This window comes from Streptomyces sp. NPDC048349 (assembly GCF_040651925.1).
Taxonomy (GTDB): Bacteria; Actinomycetota; Actinomycetes; order Streptomycetales; family Streptomycetaceae; genus Streptomyces.
Genome location: NZ_JBEZLA010000019.1, coordinates 82,479 through 100,504, shown reverse-complemented (window position 1 = coordinate 100,504; position 18,026 = coordinate 82,479). Strand labels below are relative to the sequence as shown.

General features: G+C 69.6%; 6 protein-coding genes. 5 read left to right on the top strand and 1 reads right to left on the bottom strand.

What is annotated here, in order from left to right; all coding sequences use genetic code 11:
• Positions 1 to 117: 117 nt before the first annotated feature.
• Positions 118 to 1,527 (bottom strand): DUF2079 domain-containing protein, encoded by a 1,410-nt coding sequence (locus AB0D44_RS13490; RefSeq protein WP_362589048.1) that lies wholly within the window; start codon positions 1,525 to 1,527, stop codon positions 118 to 120.
• Between the two features lie 369 nt (positions 1,528 to 1,896).
• Here AB0D44_RS13490 and mfd point away from each other — a divergent pair, with 369 nt between their 5' ends.
• The 5 genes from mfd to AB0D44_RS13465 all read left to right on the top strand — a co-directional run bounded on the left by mfd (position 1,897) and on the right by AB0D44_RS13465 (position 17,988).
• Positions 1,897 to 5,436, top strand: a complete 3,540-nt coding sequence (mfd, locus tag AB0D44_RS13485) for a transcription-repair coupling factor (protein ID WP_362589045.1) — start codon at positions 1,897 to 1,899, stop codon at positions 5,434 to 5,436.
• A 373-nt stretch (positions 5,437 to 5,809) separates the two neighbouring features.
• Entirely contained in the window at positions 5,810 to 6,154 is a 345-nt protein-coding gene (locus tag AB0D44_RS13480; RefSeq protein ID WP_362589042.1) for a hypothetical protein, read from the top strand.
• Positions 6,155 to 6,222: 68 nt separating this feature from the next.
• Entirely contained in the window at positions 6,223 to 6,756 is a 534-nt protein-coding gene (locus AB0D44_RS13475; RefSeq protein ID WP_362589039.1) for a BMP family ABC transporter substrate-binding protein, read from the top strand.
• A 234-nt stretch (positions 6,757 to 6,990) separates the two neighbouring features.
• Positions 6,991 to 17,628, top strand: coding sequence for a LamG-like jellyroll fold domain-containing protein (locus tag AB0D44_RS13470; protein WP_362589036.1), 10,638 nt, complete (start codon positions 6,991 to 6,993; stop codon positions 17,626 to 17,628).
• A gap of 69 nt (positions 17,629 to 17,697) precedes the next feature.
• Positions 17,698 to 17,988 (top strand): hypothetical protein, encoded by a 291-nt coding sequence (locus AB0D44_RS13465; protein WP_362589033.1) that lies wholly within the window; start codon positions 17,698 to 17,700, stop codon positions 17,986 to 17,988.
• Positions 17,989 to 18,026 lie beyond the last annotated feature (38 nt).

The following is an 18,026-nucleotide window of genomic DNA, read 5'->3' as shown; positions in this document are numbered from 1 at the left end:
CGGTCCGGAACCTCACGGGGTTGCGGACCGGCGTCTTTCGTCCGTGTCCCTCGCTCCCGTGTCCCGGCGTCCGTGTCCCCGCGTCCGTGTCCTCCGCGTCCGTGGGGCCTCCGCGCGTCACACGCGCCGCATCAGGACGACGCCCTCCGCCTCGCCCACCAGGGTGAACCGCGCGCCGGGGTGCAGCTGGTGCGCGTAGCCGGTGGGGTCCTCGCCGGCCCACTTGGAGGTGTTGTCCAGGGTGATCCAGTCGGGGACCACGCCCTTGCTGCCGCCGATCCAGAGCACCCGGCAGCGGGAGGTCAGCCGGGTCAGAGGTCCCGTGTCGGCCTCCACCGTGGCCCCGTCGGGGATGCGGCCGAGCAGCTCCTCGATGGCGGTGACCCGGGCGGGCTTCTCGTACGTGGCGGCCTGTGCCAGCTTCTCCGTCGGCAGGCTGGTCGCGCTGAGGGCGAGGCCCGCGGCGAGGACGGCGGTCGGCAGCTGGAGGGCGTACGCGCGCAGCCATGGCCGCTCGCCGCGTCGGACGGCGTCGATGGCGTCGACCAGGGCGAGGGTGACGACGGGCATGAGCACGGCGCTGTAGTGCCAGTCCGTGGACCAGTAGTGGTCGTCGCCGGACAGGAACCGCCAGCCGAGGGTGGGGGCGGCGACCAGCAGCAGCGGCGAGCGCAGGGCGAGGAGCCCGGAGGTGGGGATCAGCACCCAGGCCAGGGTCTCCAGCTTGGTGCCGAGGCCGGCGAAGGGGCCCCCACCGTCGATCTTGTCCCAGTAGCCGTAGCCCGCCGTCGCGAAGGCCGGTATGAACACGGTGAACACCAGGACGGCGAAGACCACGGCCCCCGCGGCGACGGCGAGGGCCGTCCACGCGGCCCGCCGGTCGGTGGGCATGGCCCGCCAGGCGACGACCACGGCCAGCGCGGCGAGCGTGAAGCCCAGGTCCTCCTTCACCAGGAGCAGGGGCAGCCCCCACAGCAGGGCCGCCCGCCAGCGCCGCCCGAGCAGCGCCTCCAGCGCGAACACGAGCAGCGGTACGGCGAAGGCGATCTCGTGGAAGTCGAACTCCACGGCCCGCTGGATCCCCCAGGACAGTCCGTACGCGATCCCGACGGCGAGGCCGCGGGCCCGGCCGAGAAAGCGTCCGGCCGTCCGGGTGACGGGGACCGCGGAGAGCGCGAACAGCGCGGCCTGGGCCACCAGCAGGGTGAGGGGGCCGGGGAAGAGCCGGTAGACGGGGGCGATGAGCGCGATGACCGGGGAGAAGTGGTCCCCGAGGATGTTGGCCCCGGGCCCCTTCAGATCCGCGACCGGCGCCTGGAGGTGCGCATAGGCGCGGATGGCCTGCTCGAAGATCCCCAGGTCCCACGAGGCCCATTCCATCCGCCGGAACCGCCCGACGGACAGCACCAGGTACACGAGGAACAGCCCGCCGGCCACCGCGTACGGCCCCGCCCACCGGCCCCCGGCCGGCTTGCCCCGCCCCTGCTGGGCCGCGGCCTCGGGCCGGGCTATGGCATCGCTCGTCACGGCCTCGTGCTCCCTCGGCGAGCTGGACGGTCAGTACGTCGACATCGTAGAGGGGGATGCGCTCGCGGCGGGTGACGAGCGCATCCCCCTGCGCACCGCCCCCGGGACCGCCCCCGGGACTGCCCCCCGGACCGCCCCCGGGACCGCCCCCGGACCGCGCCGGGACTCCACGGCGGAGGCGGACCGGTCGACGGACCGGACCCCGTCGGGACGGCCCGGCCGGCGCCGGCCCCGTCACCCGCGCGGGTGACCCGAATCCCCCGCGCGTGGCGGCGGGGGCCGTCGTAGGGTGGGAACCCCCGGCCCGTGTCACGTGTCGGGTCCTTCGCGTTGCCCCTTCTCGACCCTCAGCGGATGGAAAGCCCCTACATGAGCCTGCACGGACTGCTCGACGCCGTCACCCGGGACCCCGCCCTCGCCGAGGCGGTCACCGCGGCCGGGGACGGCAACCGCATGCACGTGGACCTGGTCGGCCCCGCCGCCGCGCGGCCCTTCGCGATCGCCGCGCTGGCCCGGCAGACCGAGCGGACCATCCTCGCCGTCACCGCCACCGGGCGCGAGGCCGAGGACCTGGCCGCAGCCCTGCGGTCACTGCTGCCCTCGCCCGACGAGGTCGTGGACTACCCGTCCTGGGAGACGCTCCCGCACGAACGGCTCAGCCCGCGCAGCGACACCGTCGGTCGGCGGATCGCCGTTCTGCGCCGCCTCGCGCACCCGAGCAAGGACGACCCGGCCGCCGGGCCCGTCTCCGTGGTCGTCGCACCGATCCGCTCCGTGCTCCAGCCGCAGGTCAAGGGGCTGGGGGACCTGGTGCCCGTCGCCCTGCGGCAGGGCCAGAGCGTGGACCTCGGCGAGGTGACCCAGGCGCTGGCGGCCGCCGCGTACGCGCGCGTGGAGCTCGTCGAGAAGCGCGGGGAGTTCGCCGTGCGCGGCGGCATCCTCGACGTGTTCCCGCCCACCGAGGAACACCCCCTGCGCATCGAGTTCTGGGGCGACGAGGTCGAGGAGATCCGCTACTTCAAGGTCGCCGACCAGCGGTCGCTGGAGATCGCCGAGCACGGCCTGTGGGCCCCGCCCTGCCGCGAGCTGCTGCTCACCGACGAGGTGCGGGAGCGGGCCGCGGCCCTCGCCGAGGCCCACCCGGAGCTCGGCGAGCTGCTGAACAAGATCGCCGAGGGGATCGCCGTCGAGGGCATGGAGTCCCTGGCTCCGGTCCTGGTCGACGACATGGAACTGCTGATCGACGTGCTTCCCGCCGGGGCGATGGCCGTCGTCTGCGACCCCGAGCGGGTGCGGACCCGGGCCGCCGACCTGGTCGCGACCAGCCAGGAGTTCCTGATGGCCTCCTGGGCGGCCACCGCGGGCGGCGGAGAGGCCCCCATCGACGTCGGCGCCGCCTCCCTGCGCGGTATCGCCGACGTACGCGACCACGCCCGCGAGCTCGGCATGATGTGGTGGTCCGTCTCCCCCTTCGCCGCCGACGAGGGGGACCTGGCCGGCACGGACACCCTCAAACTCGGCATGCACGCCCCCGAGGCCTACCGCGGCGACACCGCCCGCGCGCTCGCCGACACCAAGGGCTGGCTCGCCGACGGCTGGCGCACCGTCTACCTCACCGAGGGCCACGGCCCGGCAGCCCGCACCGTGGAGGTGCTCGGCGGCGAGGGCATCCCGGCCCGGCTGGAGGCCGAGCTCCGCGACCTGGAGCCGTCCATCGTCCACGTCGCCTGCGGCTCGGTCGACACCGGCTTCGTCGACCCGGCCCTGAAGATCGCGGTCCTGACCGAGACCGACCTCACCGGCCAGCGCACCGCCACCAAGGACCTCGGCCGGATGCCGACCCGCCGGCGCAAGACGATCGACCCGCTGACCCTGGAGGCCGGCGACTACATCGTCCACGAGCAGCACGGCGTCGGCCGCTACATCGAGATGGTCCAGCGCACCGTCCAGGGCGCGACCCGCGAGTACCTCCTCGTCGAGTACGCCCCCGCCAAGCGCGGCCAGCCCGGCGACCGCCTCTACATCCCCACCGACCAGCTGGAGCAGGTCACCAAGTACGTCGGCGGCGAGGCCCCGACCCTGCACCGGCTCGGCGGCGCCGACTGGACCAAGACCAAGGCGCGGGCCAAGAAGGCGGTCAAGGAGATCGCCGGCGACCTCATCAAGCTCTACAGCGCGCGCATGGCGGCGCCCGGCCACGTCTTCGGCCCCGACACCCCCTGGCAGCGCGAGCTCGAGGACGCCTTCCCGTACGCGGAGACGCCCGACCAGCTCACCACCATCGCCGAGGTCAAGGAGGACATGGAGAAGTCGGTCCCGATGGACCGCCTGATCTGCGGTGACGTCGGCTACGGCAAGACCGAGATCGCGGTCCGGGCGGCGTTCAAGGCGGTGCAGGACGGCAAGCAGGTGGCCGTCCTCGTCCCCACGACCCTGCTCGTGCAGCAGCACTTCGGCACCTTCTCCGAGCGCTACAGCCAGTTCCCGGTGAGCGTGAAGGCGCTCTCCCGCTTCCAGAGCGACACCGAGTCCAAGGCCACCCTGGAGGGTCTGCGCGAGGGCTCGGTCGACGTGGTCATCGGCACCCACCGGCTGTTCTCCCAGGAGACCAAGTTCAAGGACCTGGGCCTGGTCATCGTCGACGAGGAGCAGCGCTTCGGCGTCGAGCACAAGGAGCAGCTGAAGAAGCTCCGCGCCAACGTCGACGTGCTCACCATGTCCGCGACCCCGATCCCGCGCACCCTGGAGATGGCGGTGACGGGCATCCGCGAGATGTCGACGATCACCACCCCGCCGGAGGAGCGGCACCCCGTGCTCACCTTCGTCGGGCCGTACGAGGAGAAGCAGATCGGCGCGGCCATCCGCCGTGAACTGCTGCGCGAGGGCCAGTGCTTCTACATCCACAACCGGGTCGAATCCATCGACCGGGCCGCCGCCAAGCTCCGTGAGATCGTCCCCGAGGCGCGGATCGCGACGGCGCACGGGCAGATGTCCGAACAGGCCCTGGAGCAGGTCGTGGTGGACTTCTGGGAGAAGAAGTTCGACGTGCTCGTCTCGACGACGATCGTCGAGTCCGGTATCGACATCTCCAACGCCAACACCCTGATCGTGGAGCGCGGCGACAACTTCGGTCTCTCCCAGCTGCACCAGCTGCGCGGCCGCGTGGGCCGCGGTCGCGAGCGCGGGTACGCGTACTTCCTCTACCCGCCGGAGAAGCCGCTGACCGAGACCGCCCACGAGCGGCTCGCGACGATCGCCCAGCACACCGAGATGGGCGCCGGCATGTACGTGGCCATGAAGGACCTGGAGATCCGCGGCGCGGGCAACCTGCTCGGCGGCGAGCAGTCCGGCCACATCGCGGGCGTCGGCTTCGACCTCTACATCCGCATGGTCGGCGAGGCCGTGGCCGACTACCGGGCGGCGGTCGAGGGCCAGGTCGAGGAGGAGCCGCCGCTCGAGGTCAAGATCGAGCTGCCGGTGGACGCGCACGTGCCGCACGACTACGCGCCCGGCGAGCGGCTGCGCCTGCAGGCGTACCGGTCCATCGCCTCGGCCAATTCCGAGGCGGACGTCAAGGCCGTACGGGAGGAACTCACCGACCGCTACGGCAAGCTGCCGGAACCAGTGGAGAACCTGCTGCTGGTGGCCGGCCTGCGGATGCTCGCCCGCGCCTGCGGGGTCGCCGACATCACCCTGCAGGGACCCAACATCCGCTTCGGGCCGGTGGAACTGCGCGAGTCGCAGGAGCTGCGCCTCAAGCGGCTCTACCCGGGGACGGTGCTCAAGCCCGCCACCTCGCAGGTCCTCGTCCCCCGCCCGAAGACCGGCCGGGTCGGCGGGAAGCCGCTGGTCGGGCGGGAACTGCTGGCCTGGACCGGCGAGTTCCTGACCACGATCCTCGGCTCCTGACGAGCGGTCCTTGACGAGCGGTCCCTGACGAGCGGTCCCTGACGAGCCGGGAGGCCGGCAGCCCCTGCGGGCTGTCGGCCTCCCGGCCTCCCGGTCTCCCGGCCGGTACCGCGCCTCCCCGCGCCTCCCGGTCCGCACGGCGGGCTGCTCCGGGTGGTTGAACCTGTCGGAGATCCCCTTGCCGCGGGGCCCCTTCCCCATCCCGTTTGCAGCGGTACGCCCGTTTGGGGCGATCTGCTCGCCGAGGGGGTGCCGTTGAGGGGCGGGCGTCGCGACCGCAGCCCCCGGAATGGCTCCCTCCGGCGCGCGGTGTACCGTACGGCGTCCCGTCCGCATCCGTATGCGTCAATGCGTTTCCGAGAGGTAGCCGATCGTGAAGGACTCCGTCGCCATGGAGAACGTGGCCCAGCCCGGGGAAGGGGCTGTTCCCGGACTGATTCCCAGGGTCCTGCTGGCGGCCGTGCCGGTGCTGAGCCTTGGAATGCTGGGCGCGGTGCCTTCGCTGGTCATCGCGTGGCGCAGGGGCGCGCGCGCCGACTGGCTGGCCGCGCTCGCGTTCACTGCCGCGACGGTCGGCTGGTGGTTCCAGGCCGGGCTCACGCCGGAGGAGACCCACGGGTTGCAGTTCGGTCTCGATGCCCTGCTGCTGTCCCTCTCCACGGTCGGGGCAGCGGTGCACTGCCTGTTCGTCAAGCAGTCGGTGGGGGAGTCCAGATGAAGACCCGGCGTACATGGCGAAAGCAGCCCAATCGCCCTGAATCCGGTTATGGGGCGCTTCTCGGGCGGGTGCTGGCCCGGGTGGCCGGTGCGCTGCGCGGCCGCGCGGGTTGGGCGGCGGGCAGTGCCGCCGTGCTCGTGCTCGGCCTGGTGGGCGTATGGCTGTTCGTCGGCGGCGGGCAGGACGGGCCGCCCGACCCGCGGGCGCGCCAGTACAAGGAGTTCGATGCCTGCCTGCTGACGGACGAGAAGGGCATCGTGTCCGGTTCGGCCGCCGCTCCGGTGTGGGAGGGGATGCAGAAGGCCTCGCTGGAGACCCGGGCCCGGGTCACGTACGTCCCGGTCGTCGGAGAGCCGTCGGCCGCGAACGCCCGGCCGTTCTTCAACAGCCTGATGCAGCGCAAGTGCGACGTGGTCCTGGCGGTCGGTGCGGCCCAGGTGGAGGCCACGGAAGCCGGGGCGAAGGAGCACCCGAAGGCGCGCTTCGTGGTGGTCGACGGTGCGGGAAGTGCCGGGAACGTCACGGTTGTGAAGTCGGGTGACGGGCTGGCGGAGACCGTGGCGGACGCGATCAGACGGGCCGTCAAGGATGCAGGTGTATAACGCGGAAGCATCAGTTCCGCTCGGCAGATAAAGATTTCATAAACCAACCCTTCTCGATTAGTACTTGCGTTCACCCGTCGGGCAGTCTCGCGAGGCTTTTGTTGGCTTCGTGTAAGTAAAGGCTCGCCCATGCGCGTTCGTTGGGTCCGTAGCCCTCGCCTCTTCCCACCGGGTCGTACCGGCAGGCGAAGAGCGAGGGCTACGGCTCTCTCTGTCCTTGTTTCCTTCTCCTGCATGCTCACGACCGAGACGGCGGCGGCCAACGGCGCCACGCTGCCGGCGCTGAGCATGCCCGAACTGTCCATTTCCGGCCTCTTGGGCTGGGTCAGCAAGTCCCCGCTGGACACCCCCGACCAGCAGGGCGGAACCGCCCGCGGCAAGAGCCACAAGGCCTCGGCCGACGCCACCCGTGCCAAGGGCGGCGCCGGTAACAAGCCCGGCAAGGGCCAGGGCGAACTCGCTCCGTACGAGCGGTACACCGAGCAGCCCGGCACGGCCCAGGCCGGAACGGGCCGGGGCACGGCGGAGAGCTTCGACGCCCGGACCAGCAAGCGGGACGCCAAGAAGTCCACGGAGACGTCCGACCACTACGTCAACGCCGACGGTTCCACCACGGTGCGCCACTTCCCCGGCCGCACCAACTTCAAGGCCGAAGACGGCACCTGGAAGCCGATCGACACCCAGCTGGTCGCGGACAAGGACGGCCGGCTCCAGGAGCGGTCCAACTCGCTCGACGTCGAGTTCGCCCCGAACGCCGCCGACCAGCAGCTCGCCTCCATCGACTTCGGCTCGGGCCGCACCCTCGCCTACGCGCTGAACGGCGCCGCGAAGGCCGCGCCCAGCGTGGCGGCCAACGGCACCGTGACCTACGCCGGCGTGCTGCCCGAGACCGACGTGCAGCTCGTGCCGCTCGCCGAGGGGTTCAAGGAGAACGTCGTCCTGCGCTCCGCGAAGGCGGCGAACTCCTGGACCTTCCTCCTGGACACCAAGGGGCTGACGCCGCGGATCGCGGCCGACGGCGACGTGGAGTTCACTGACGCCGCGGGCAAGGTGACCGCCACCATCCCGCACGCGTTCATGGAGGACTCTAAGATCGACCCGCGCTCCGGCGACGCCGCGCAGTCCCGTGCGGTCGGCTACGAGCTGACCAGCGTGGACGGCAAGCCGGCGCTGCGGATGACCGCGGACCGCGCCTGGCTGGACGCTCCCGAGCGGGTCTACCCGGTGACCGTCGACCCGACCGTCACCGCCAGCAACTCCACGTACGCCCAGAACACGATCGGGGGTGACCACTCCACCGAGAACCAGATCAAGGTCGGTTCGTACGATTCCGGTACCAACAAGACGAACTCCTTCCTGCAGTTCTCCTCGCTGGGCAGCACCCTCCAGGGGCAGCGGGTCACCGCCGCCACCCTGAACGTGTACGCGCTGTGGTCCTCGACCTGCACCGCGTCGTCGTTCTCGGTCCACCACATCACGCAGTCCTGGACCCCGTCCGGCGTCACCAGCTACCCGGGCCCGGCCTTCGGCACGGCCCTCGGTTCCGCGACGCCCGCGCCGGGTGCCTCCTGCACGAACACCAGCGGCAGCACCGGCGTCGGTGTGAAGATGCCGGTCTCGCTGTCGACCGCCTGGTTCGACCAGGTGGCCCTGGGCGGCGCCAACTACGGCCTCGCCCTGACCGCGCCGACCAACGACGCGCTGCACTGGAAGAAGTTCCACTCGGACAACTCGGCGACCGCCGCCTGGCGACCCGCCCTGGACCTGACCTACACGGCGAACACCAAGCCGCAGGTCGACGCCCAGTACCCGCCGGAGAACTTCCAGGCGAACAGCCTCCAGCCGGAGCTGCTCGTCTACGCGAGCGACGCCGACAACTGGCCCGGCGCCCTGACGTACTCCTTCGAGGTGTACGACGCCGACAGCGGAAGCCAGACCCCGGTCGCCACCTCCGGCCTTACGGCCGAGCGCGCCTGGAAGGTTCCCGCGGGCAAGCTGAGCTGGAGCAAGAACTACTCCTGGTACGTGAGCGTCACCGACGGCTACGACTCGGTGCTGTACTCGGCGAGCCGGTTCTCCACCGCGGTGCCGCAGCCGCCCGTCACCTCGGGTCTGGCCCAGAACACCAACGGCCACGAGTTCGACCCGTCCGACGGCAACTACACCACCGAGGACACCGACGCCGACGTGCCCGTCGTCGGCCCGTCGCTGCAGATCGACCGCTCGTACAACAGCATCGACCCGCGGATCGACAGCGCCTTCGGCGCCGGATGGTCCACGGTCGCCGACATGAAGGCGGCCGAGACGAAGGACGGCGCCGGTACGGTCACCAGCGTCACGATCACCTACCCGGGAGGCGAGCAGGTCGGGTTCGGCCGCAACACCGACGGGACCTTCGTGCCCCCGCCGGGCCGCTACGCCCGGCTGGAGACGGTGAGCGGCGGATACAAGCTGACCGACAAGGACTTCACGGCCTACTCCTTCACGCAGGCGACCGCGAAGACCGGCGTCTACGCGATATCAGGCATCGTGGACTTCGCGGGCCGGGCCGAGACGTTCACCTACAACGCCTCCAAGCAGCTCACGAAGATCACGAACACCACCTCCAACCGTTCTCTGGGGCTGACCTGGACCACCCCGGCCGGTGCCACCGTCCCGCACGTGTCGACCGTCTTCACCGACCCGTCGGTGGTCGGTGACGCGAACACGGCCCAGACGTGGCAGTACAGCTACACCGGCGACCAGCTCGCCAAGGTGTGCCCGCCCGCCGACTGGGCCAAGTGCACCCAGTACACGTACGCCACCGGCAACCACCACCGCACGACGGTGCTGGACGCCGACCCGTACGCGTACTGGCGGCTCGGCGAGGCCTCGGGCTCGACGGTCGGCAAGGACACCGTCGACACCAACCAGGGCAAGTACAACGCCCTCTACCGCAACGTGACCCTGGGCAGCAGCGGTCTGCTGGCGGGCTCCACCCAGAAGACCGCCACCTTCAACGGCACCACGTCCTACGTCGAGATGCCGAGCGCCCCCGGCGCCACGCCCTCGTACACGACGATCTCGCTGTGGTTCAAGACCACGCAGGCGGGCGGCGTCCTCTTCTACTACGGTGACAAGCCGCTGAGCATCACCGACCCGGTGGCCAACACCTGGTACAACACCCCGGCGCTGTACGTCGGCACCGACGGCAAGCTGCGCGGCTGCCTGGCCACCGGCACCTGCACCACCACGATCACCTCCGCCGCCACCGTCACCGACGGTCAGTGGCACCAGGCGACCCTCACCGGCGCGGGCAACACCCAGACCCTGTACCTGGACGGTGTCTCGCAGGGCAGCAAGGCCGGTCAGATCAAGGACTGGAACACCCCGTACATCGCACTGGGCGCGGGTGTGAACAACCGCAACTGGCCCGCGATGAACTCCGCCGACCAGCTCGGCCACTTCGCCGGCCAGCTCGCCGAGGCCGCGATCTACACCGAGCCGCTCACCCCGGACGTCATCGCCGCGCAGTACCAGGCCGCCAAGCGGTCCGCCGGTCTGCTGGAGAAGATCACCACGCCGAACGGCAAGACCCAGGCGTCGGTCACCTACGGCACCACCGACGACCTGGTCCTCCAGGCCACCGACGGCAACGGCGGCACCTGGAAGCTCAACCCGGCGACCGTCACCGGCTCCTCGCAGGTCTACCGCTCGGCCGTCATGGGCTCCGCCCCCGGCGGCTACTGGCGTCTGGACGACACGCAGGGCGCGGCGCAGGCGGCCAACGAGCTGCACACCGGCTTCGGCACGTACAACACCGTCACGCAGGGTGTGGCGGGACCGTTCGGTACCGGTGATGCCACGGCCGTGCAGTTCAACGGCACCAGCTCCTTCGTGGAGGTCCCGTACGGGCCGCTGCACGCGAAGGCGGACCGCTCGGTCGAGCTGTGGTTCAAGACCACCAAGCCCGGCGTGATCATGAGCGACCAGTCCCGTGCCCCGAACGACCCGGCAGGGGTGGGAGGCTCCTGGAGCGACCTGCTCTACGTCGGAGCCGACGGCAAGCTGCGCGGCCACTGGTGGAGCAGCAGCTGCAACGGCAACGCGAACGTCGCCTCCACGGCGTCGGTCACCGACGACACCTGGCACCACGCGGTCCTCTCGGCCGCGGGCACCACGCAGACGCTCTACCTCGACGGTGCCAAGCAGGGCACGTGCACCGGCGCGCCGGACGACCAGACGACGTCGCGGACGTTCATCGGCGCCGGCTTCAGCAAGTGGTACAGCTCGCCGGGTGACGTCAGCTTCTTCACCGGCTCCATCGCCGAGGTCGCCGTCCACTCCAAGGGCCTGAGCGAGGCCGAGGTCGGGCAGCACTGGTCCGCCTACAAGGCGTCGTCCGGCGTCGCCCCGGTGCGTACGGTCACGCTGACCGACCCCGCCGACAAGACGCTGACGTACGTGTACGACGCGGAGCTGGGCAACCGCCTGCTCGCCGCGATCGACACCAACGGCAAGCGGACGACCTACGGCTACGACACGGCGGGCTTCATGCACACCGTGACCGACGCCAACGGCAACCGCAGCATCACCGGCCACGACATCCGCGGCAACGCGGTCTCCAAGACCAGCTGCCAGGACACGGCCGCCAACAAGTGTTCGACCTCCTACTACACCTACTATCCGGACGCGACCACGGCGTTCCCGCCGATGGACCTGCGCAACGACCTCCTGCTCACCGAGCGCGACGGCCGTTCCTCGGGCCCGACGGACAACACTTACCTCACCAGCTACACCTATGACACGGGCGGCAAGCTCACCGCGGTGACGACCCCGCCGGTACCCGGTCATCCGAACGGTCGCACCGCAACCACCACCTACACGACGGCCACCACCCCGGCGGCCGAGGGCGGTACCGCGGTGACGCCGGCCGGCCTGGTGAACCAGGTGACGACGGCGGGCGGCAGGAAGACGTCGTACACGTACTTCGCCAACGGCGATCTCGCGGAGATCACCGACGCCAACGGCGCCAAGGCGAAGATCACCTACGACAACCTCGGCCGACAGCTGACCCGGACCGAGATATCGGACGCGAACCCGGCCGGTCTCGTCACGTCGCAGACGTACGACAAGAACGACCAGATCGTCACCGAGACCGGGCCCGCGGTCACCAACCGCGTCACCGGCGCGGTGCACCAGGCCAGGACCACCACCGGGTTCGACGCGGACGGCAACATCCTGTCCCAGACGGTCTCGGACGTGACCGGCGGCGACGCGGCGCGCACGACGACGATGACGTACGACGCGCACAACCATCTGGCGAGCAGGACGGACCCGGGCGGCGACACCACGTCGTTCGAGTACGACGGCTACGGCAACAAGGTCAAGGAGACGGACCCCGCGGGGAACGTCAACACCTACACCTTCGACGGCGAGAACCGCCCGCTCACCACGAGCCTGCTGAACCACACCGGTGACCCGAACGCCCCGTCGGCGCCGGCCACCCTGGTCCAGGAGTCCCGGGCGTACGACCCGGCCGGCCGCCTCGCGTCGATCACCGACTCGATGGGCTGGGTGACGGCGTACACCTACACCGATGACGGCCTGTCGGCCACCGTGGTCCGCAAGGACCCGCAGACCGGCAAGTCCTTCACGCAGCAGGCCAACACCTACGACGCGGCCGGCAACCTCATCCAGCAGGTGACCAACGACGGCCGGACCACGACCACCTTCGCGGTGGACGCGGCCGACCGCACCACGTCGACGGTCCTCGACCCGGCCGGGCTCAACCGGACGACGAGCGTCTCCTACGACCCCGACGACAACGTCGTGTCGGAAACGGAGACGGACCCGGCGACGGGCGGTGTCAGCACCAAGGACACCCGGCACGACAATCTCGGCAACGTCACCGGGACCACGGTCCACGACGGGACGACGGCTCCGGTGGCCCGGTACAAGCTGGACGAGACGACGGGAACCTCCGCCGCCGACTCCTCGGGCGCCAACAACACCGGCACCACGGGCACCGGTGTCCACTGGAACACCGACCGGGGCGGCAGCGCGGTCTTCGACGGCGATGCCAACTCCTACGCGCAGGCCTCGGGGCCGGCCGTCAACACGGCCGGCAGCTTCACGGTGTCCGCCTGGGCCAAGCTGGACGACCTGACCACCGGCCGGACTGTGCTGTCCCAGGACGCCAAGTCCGTGTACGGCTTCGTGCTGTACTACGCGGCCGGCACCGGCTGGGCGTTCGCCAAGCCCAAGTCGGACGCCACTCCGCTGGCGTACGACCGGGCGGTGTCCGCACCGTCCGCGGCGGTCGCCGGCGCCTGGACCCACCTCGTCGGTGTGTACGACGCCCAGGCCGCCAAGCTGCGCCTGTACGTCAACGGCACGCTCGCCCAGGAAGTGGCGCACACCTCCCCGTGGGAGGCGACCGGTCCCCTGCAGATCGGCCGTCACAAGTACGGGTCGCAGTACGACTACGAGTTCAAGGGCGGTATCGACGACGTCCAGGTCTACGGCGAGGCGCTGACCGCGACGCAGGTCTCCGCGGTGAAGGGCGGCACGCTCCCGGCTGCGGGCAGCTCCGTCCGTTCCACCACTTGGAAGCTGGACCAGCGCGGTCTGCCACTGGCCATGACCGACGCCAACGGCAGCACCACCGACTACGGCTACGACGAGGCGGGCCAGCAGACCACGGTCACAGAGCCGACCGTCAACGCGGAGCAGAACGGCGGGACCCCGGTCTCCGTCCGGCCCGTGTCGATGACCGGCTACAACACCTTCGGTGAGACGACCGAGACGTCCGACCCGCTCGGCAACGTCGTGGTCACCGCGTACGACGCCGAGGGCCAGGAGACCTCGACGAAGTCGCCGAACTACACCGCACCGGGCTCCTCGACCCCGATCACCGCGACCAGCTGGAACGAGTACAACAAGCTCGGCCAGGTCACTGCGGAGGTCAACCCGCTGGGTGCCCGCACCACCTACACGTACACGCAGCTCGGCGATCTGGCCTCGGTCACGGAGCCGGGTGGCGGTACGACGAAGTACACCTACGACACCAACGGCGACCAGCTCTCGGCCACCCGGCCGAACGGCGCCCGACAGGAGACCACCTGGGACTTCATGGAGCGTCCGGTCACCAGCACGGACATCGTGCGCCAGCCGACGCAGCGCGCCTATACGGCGATCAACGAGTACGACGCTCCGGGCGGCAACCTGTCCCGGACCGTGAGCCCGACCGGTGTCACGCAGTCCTACAAGTACAACAACGTGGGCGAGGTCACCGAGGTGACGGACGCCGCGGGCGGCAAGTCCACGTTCACCTACGACATGGGTGGCCAGGTCCTCACCTCGACGGACCCGGACGGCACCAGCACCAAGAACACCTATGACGGGTTCGGCCAGCTCACCAGCACGAGTGACCTGGACACGAACGGGACGGTACTGCGCACCAGCAGCTCCGCGTACGACCGTATGGGCGAACCGGTGTCGATCACGGACTACCGCGGTCACACCACCACCTTCACCACCGACGCGTCCGGTCTGATCACCAAGGCGGTCCAGCCGGTCTCCGCGACCGAGTCGATCACCACGACCTTCGGCTACGACGCGGCGGGCAACCGGACGCGTTTCACCGACGGTCGGGGCAACGCCTTCCTGACGACGTACAACGCGTGGGGGATGCCGGAATCGGTCATCGAGCCCTCTACCCCGACCCACCCGGACGCGGCGGACCGCACCTTCACCACGGTGTACGACGGCGCGGGACGGCCCAAGGAGCAGCGCTCCCCGGGTGGGGTGGTCGTCACCAACGAGTACGACGTCAAGGGCCGGCTGATCACACAGTCCGGCACGGGTGCGGAAGCCGCCACGGTGGCCCACACCTACGACTACGACGCCGACGACCGGGTCACGGCCGTCGCGGGCACGGGTGAGGACAAGAACACCTTCGCCTACGACGACCGCGGTCTGCTGCTGTCCACGTCCGGCCCCTCGGGTGCCTCGTCCTTCGCCTGGAACGGCGACGGCGCGATGACCTCCAGGACGGACGCGTCCGGCACGTCAGCCTTCGGGTACGACACCGCCGGCCGGCTGAAGACGGTCAACGACGCTGTCACCGGCAGCACGCTGACCTACGGCTACAACGTCAACAGCAACGTCACGTCGGTCGACTACGGCGCCGGCAAGGCGAAGCGCTCGTACACGTACGACGCCCTGCAGCGGGTGACGAACGACAAGTTGACATCGCCCTCGGGCGCGCAGCTGTCGTCCATCACCTACGGCTGGGATGAGAACGGCAACGAGACATCCAAGACGACGGCAGGTCTCGCGGGTTCGTCCACGAACACCTACACGTACGACTGGGCGAACCGGCTGTCGTCCTGGAACAACGGGACCACGACGGAGGCATACGGCTACGACGCGTCGGGCAACCGCACGCGCGTCGGCGGCGACACGTACACCTACGACGCCCGAAACCGTCTCACCTCGGACGGGCACAGTACGTACGCGTACACCAAGCGCGGCACGATGAGCTCGGTCACGGACGAGGCCGGCAAGACGACCTCGCTCAAGGCCGACGCCTTCAACCGTGTGATCAACGAGGGCGACCGTACGTACGCGTACGACGGCCTCGACCGCGTGCTGAGCGCGAGCGACCCGGCCTCGGGTCCGCTGTTCGCGTTCCGGTACAGCGGAACCGGCAACGACATCGCATCGGACGGCCTGACGACCTACAGCCGTGACGCGGACGGTTCGCTGCTCGGAATCAAGACGGGGGTGTCCTCGGTACTGGCGCTGACGGATCTCCACACCGACGTGGTGGGGCAGTTCACCGCCTCTGGTGAGGCGCTGACCGGTTCGACGACGTACTCGCCCTTCGGCAAGGTCGTCTCGACTCAGGGCATGGCCGGCCAGCTGGGCTACCAGTCGGGCTGGACGGACCCGGAGACGGCCAAGGTCAACATGGCCGCGCGGTGGTACTCGCCGCAGACCGGCCAGTTCAACAGCCGCGACACGATGGCCCAGAGCCCGCTGCCGGCGTCGGTGAACGCGAACCGTTACGCATACGCGAACGGCAACCCGATGACGGGTGTCGACCCGACGGGCCACTGGTTCGAGTTCGTCAAGAAGGCCGTCAAGAAGGTCGCGGCGAAGGCCACCCAGACCGTCTCGACGGCCTGGCACGCAACCGTCTCGACCGTCCAGCACGTCGCCACGGTGGTCAAGCAGGCCGCAGTACAGGTCAAGCAGACCGTCAAGAAGGCCGTGTACCGGACGTACCGGGCGGTCAAGAAGACCGTGCGGTACGTGAACGACAGCGTCAAGAAGGCCAAGCGATACGTCAAACGCACCTATAAGCGGGTCAAGCACTACGCCCACAAGGTCGTCAAGCACGTCAAGAAGCAGGTCCGGAAGGTCGCCAAGGCCGTCAAACACGTGGCGAAGAAGGTGGTGAAGGCAGCCAAGAAGGTCGGCACAGCCGTCAAGAAGGCCGCCAAGGCCACGGCCAACTTCGTCAAGCAGCACGCCTCGACCATCGCTTCGGTGGCGGTCGGCATCGCGGTCTTCGCGGGCTGCACGGCCATCACGGCCGGCGTGGGCGCGATCGGCTGCGCGGCCCTGGCGGGCGCGGCGGCCAACGGCGTCGGCTACATGATGAGCGACGGCCCGAAGACCCTGGGCGGCTTCGCCTTGGCGGTCGGCGTGGGCGCCGTGACGGGCGCTGTCGGCGGTGTGGCGGGTCGCTTCGCGGCCGGCGCGGCCGGGCGTCTCCTCTCGGGCACCGCCGGAAAGATCCTCTCCGGAGGTGCCAGCGGTGCCACGGAAGGCGCGGCGACCGGCGCAGTCGAGTACGGCACCTCCTGCATCAACAGCAGGGAGGGTTGCAGCGTCGGCGGCGCGGCGAAGGCCACGGCGATCGGTGCGGCGATGGGCGGCGTCTTCGGCGCGGCGGGCAGCGCACGCGGCCCGAAGTCCAAGGCGGGTCCGGAAGCGGACGGTCCGAGCACCTGCAGCGTGCGGACTCCGCACAGCTTCACCGGCACGACGGTCGTGCTGCTGGCGGACGGCTCGACGAAGCCGATCGCGGAGGTGAAGGTCGGGGACTACGTCCTGACAGCCGAGCCCGGCAAGAAGGAGAAGGAGAAGCACCGGGTCAAGGAGGTGATCGTCACCAAGACCGACCGTGAGTACGTCGATGTCGTCGTAGCCACGAAGGACGGTCCCAAGACGATCCAGACCACCAAGCACCACCAGTTCTACGAGGCCACCCGCGACGCCTGGACCCAGGCCGGCGACCTCAAGGCCGGTCAGCAGCTTCAGAACGGCGACGGCGAGCTGACGGCCATCGTCGAGGTCACGTCGTACACGGCGGATCGCATCACCTACGACCTGAGCGTCGAGGGCCTGCACACCTACCATGTGCTGGCTGGGCCCACGCCGGTACTCGTCCACAATTGCGGCGGTTCAAATCCGGATCACGCAGACCGCTGTCGCTGCGGGACCGGTGGTCCGACTCGTATGGCAGTCACTGCCGGCGAAACGGGATCCTTCGCCGATCTCGATCGACGATCCCGTGTCGGAGACGGCTTGACTCCGGATCACATTCCGCAGGCAGCTTCGGGTCGTATGAGTAATTACGGCGACTATGCAGCGGTGATGCTGACGGATGCTGAGCATGCGCTGACTCGAGACTTCCGAGGCAAGGGGATCCGCACCAAGCGTCTCGATGCGACGTTGACGTTCCGCCAGGTCGTTGCTCTTAAGTTGCAGAACTATCGAAACATCGGCCAGACGCTGTACGGCGATCCCTCGTACTTCAACGAGTCAATTAAGGGCGTGCTATCTTACTATCGAAAGAACCATCCTGGCCTGCTGTAAGCGTCCACGCTGAAGGGGCCACGGCCCCCGCGAAGAGGGCACCATCAAGGTGGCCCAGGGAGGATTCCTGTGATTCGACCCCAGGTTAGCGATTTCATTGCCCTAGGTAAGCTTCCCTCCGAGAGGGGCGAACCTGATGAGGCTCTTGAAGAAGCTGTCGATCGTGCCGGAGAGCTCCTTGATCGCATCGAGCGTCCGGTGACCGACGAGGAGGCGCATCTTCTTGCCGAGTGTTTCGGTGAGGACTTGTGCTTTGGTTTGGCCTGGAACCTGCTGCATCTCATTGAGACGGCACCCTCCGCGCGCGTGAACCAGCCCGAAGCGGCAAAGCGCTGGCGTGAAGGTCTGACAAACCTGTAATCAAGGCAGACGGCTAACAGGCGTCATGTAGGAAAAGA

What these genes read in the sequence shown, in the direction of transcription:
- AB0D44_RS13470 (WP_362589036.1), top strand. Translation starts at nt 6,991, where the DNA reads ATGCTCACGACCGAGACGGCGGCGGCCAACGGCGCCACGCTGCCGGCG.
- mfd (WP_362589045.1), top strand. Translation starts at nt 1,897, where the DNA reads ATGAGCCTGCACGGACTGCTCGACGCCGTCACCCGGGACCCCGCCCTC.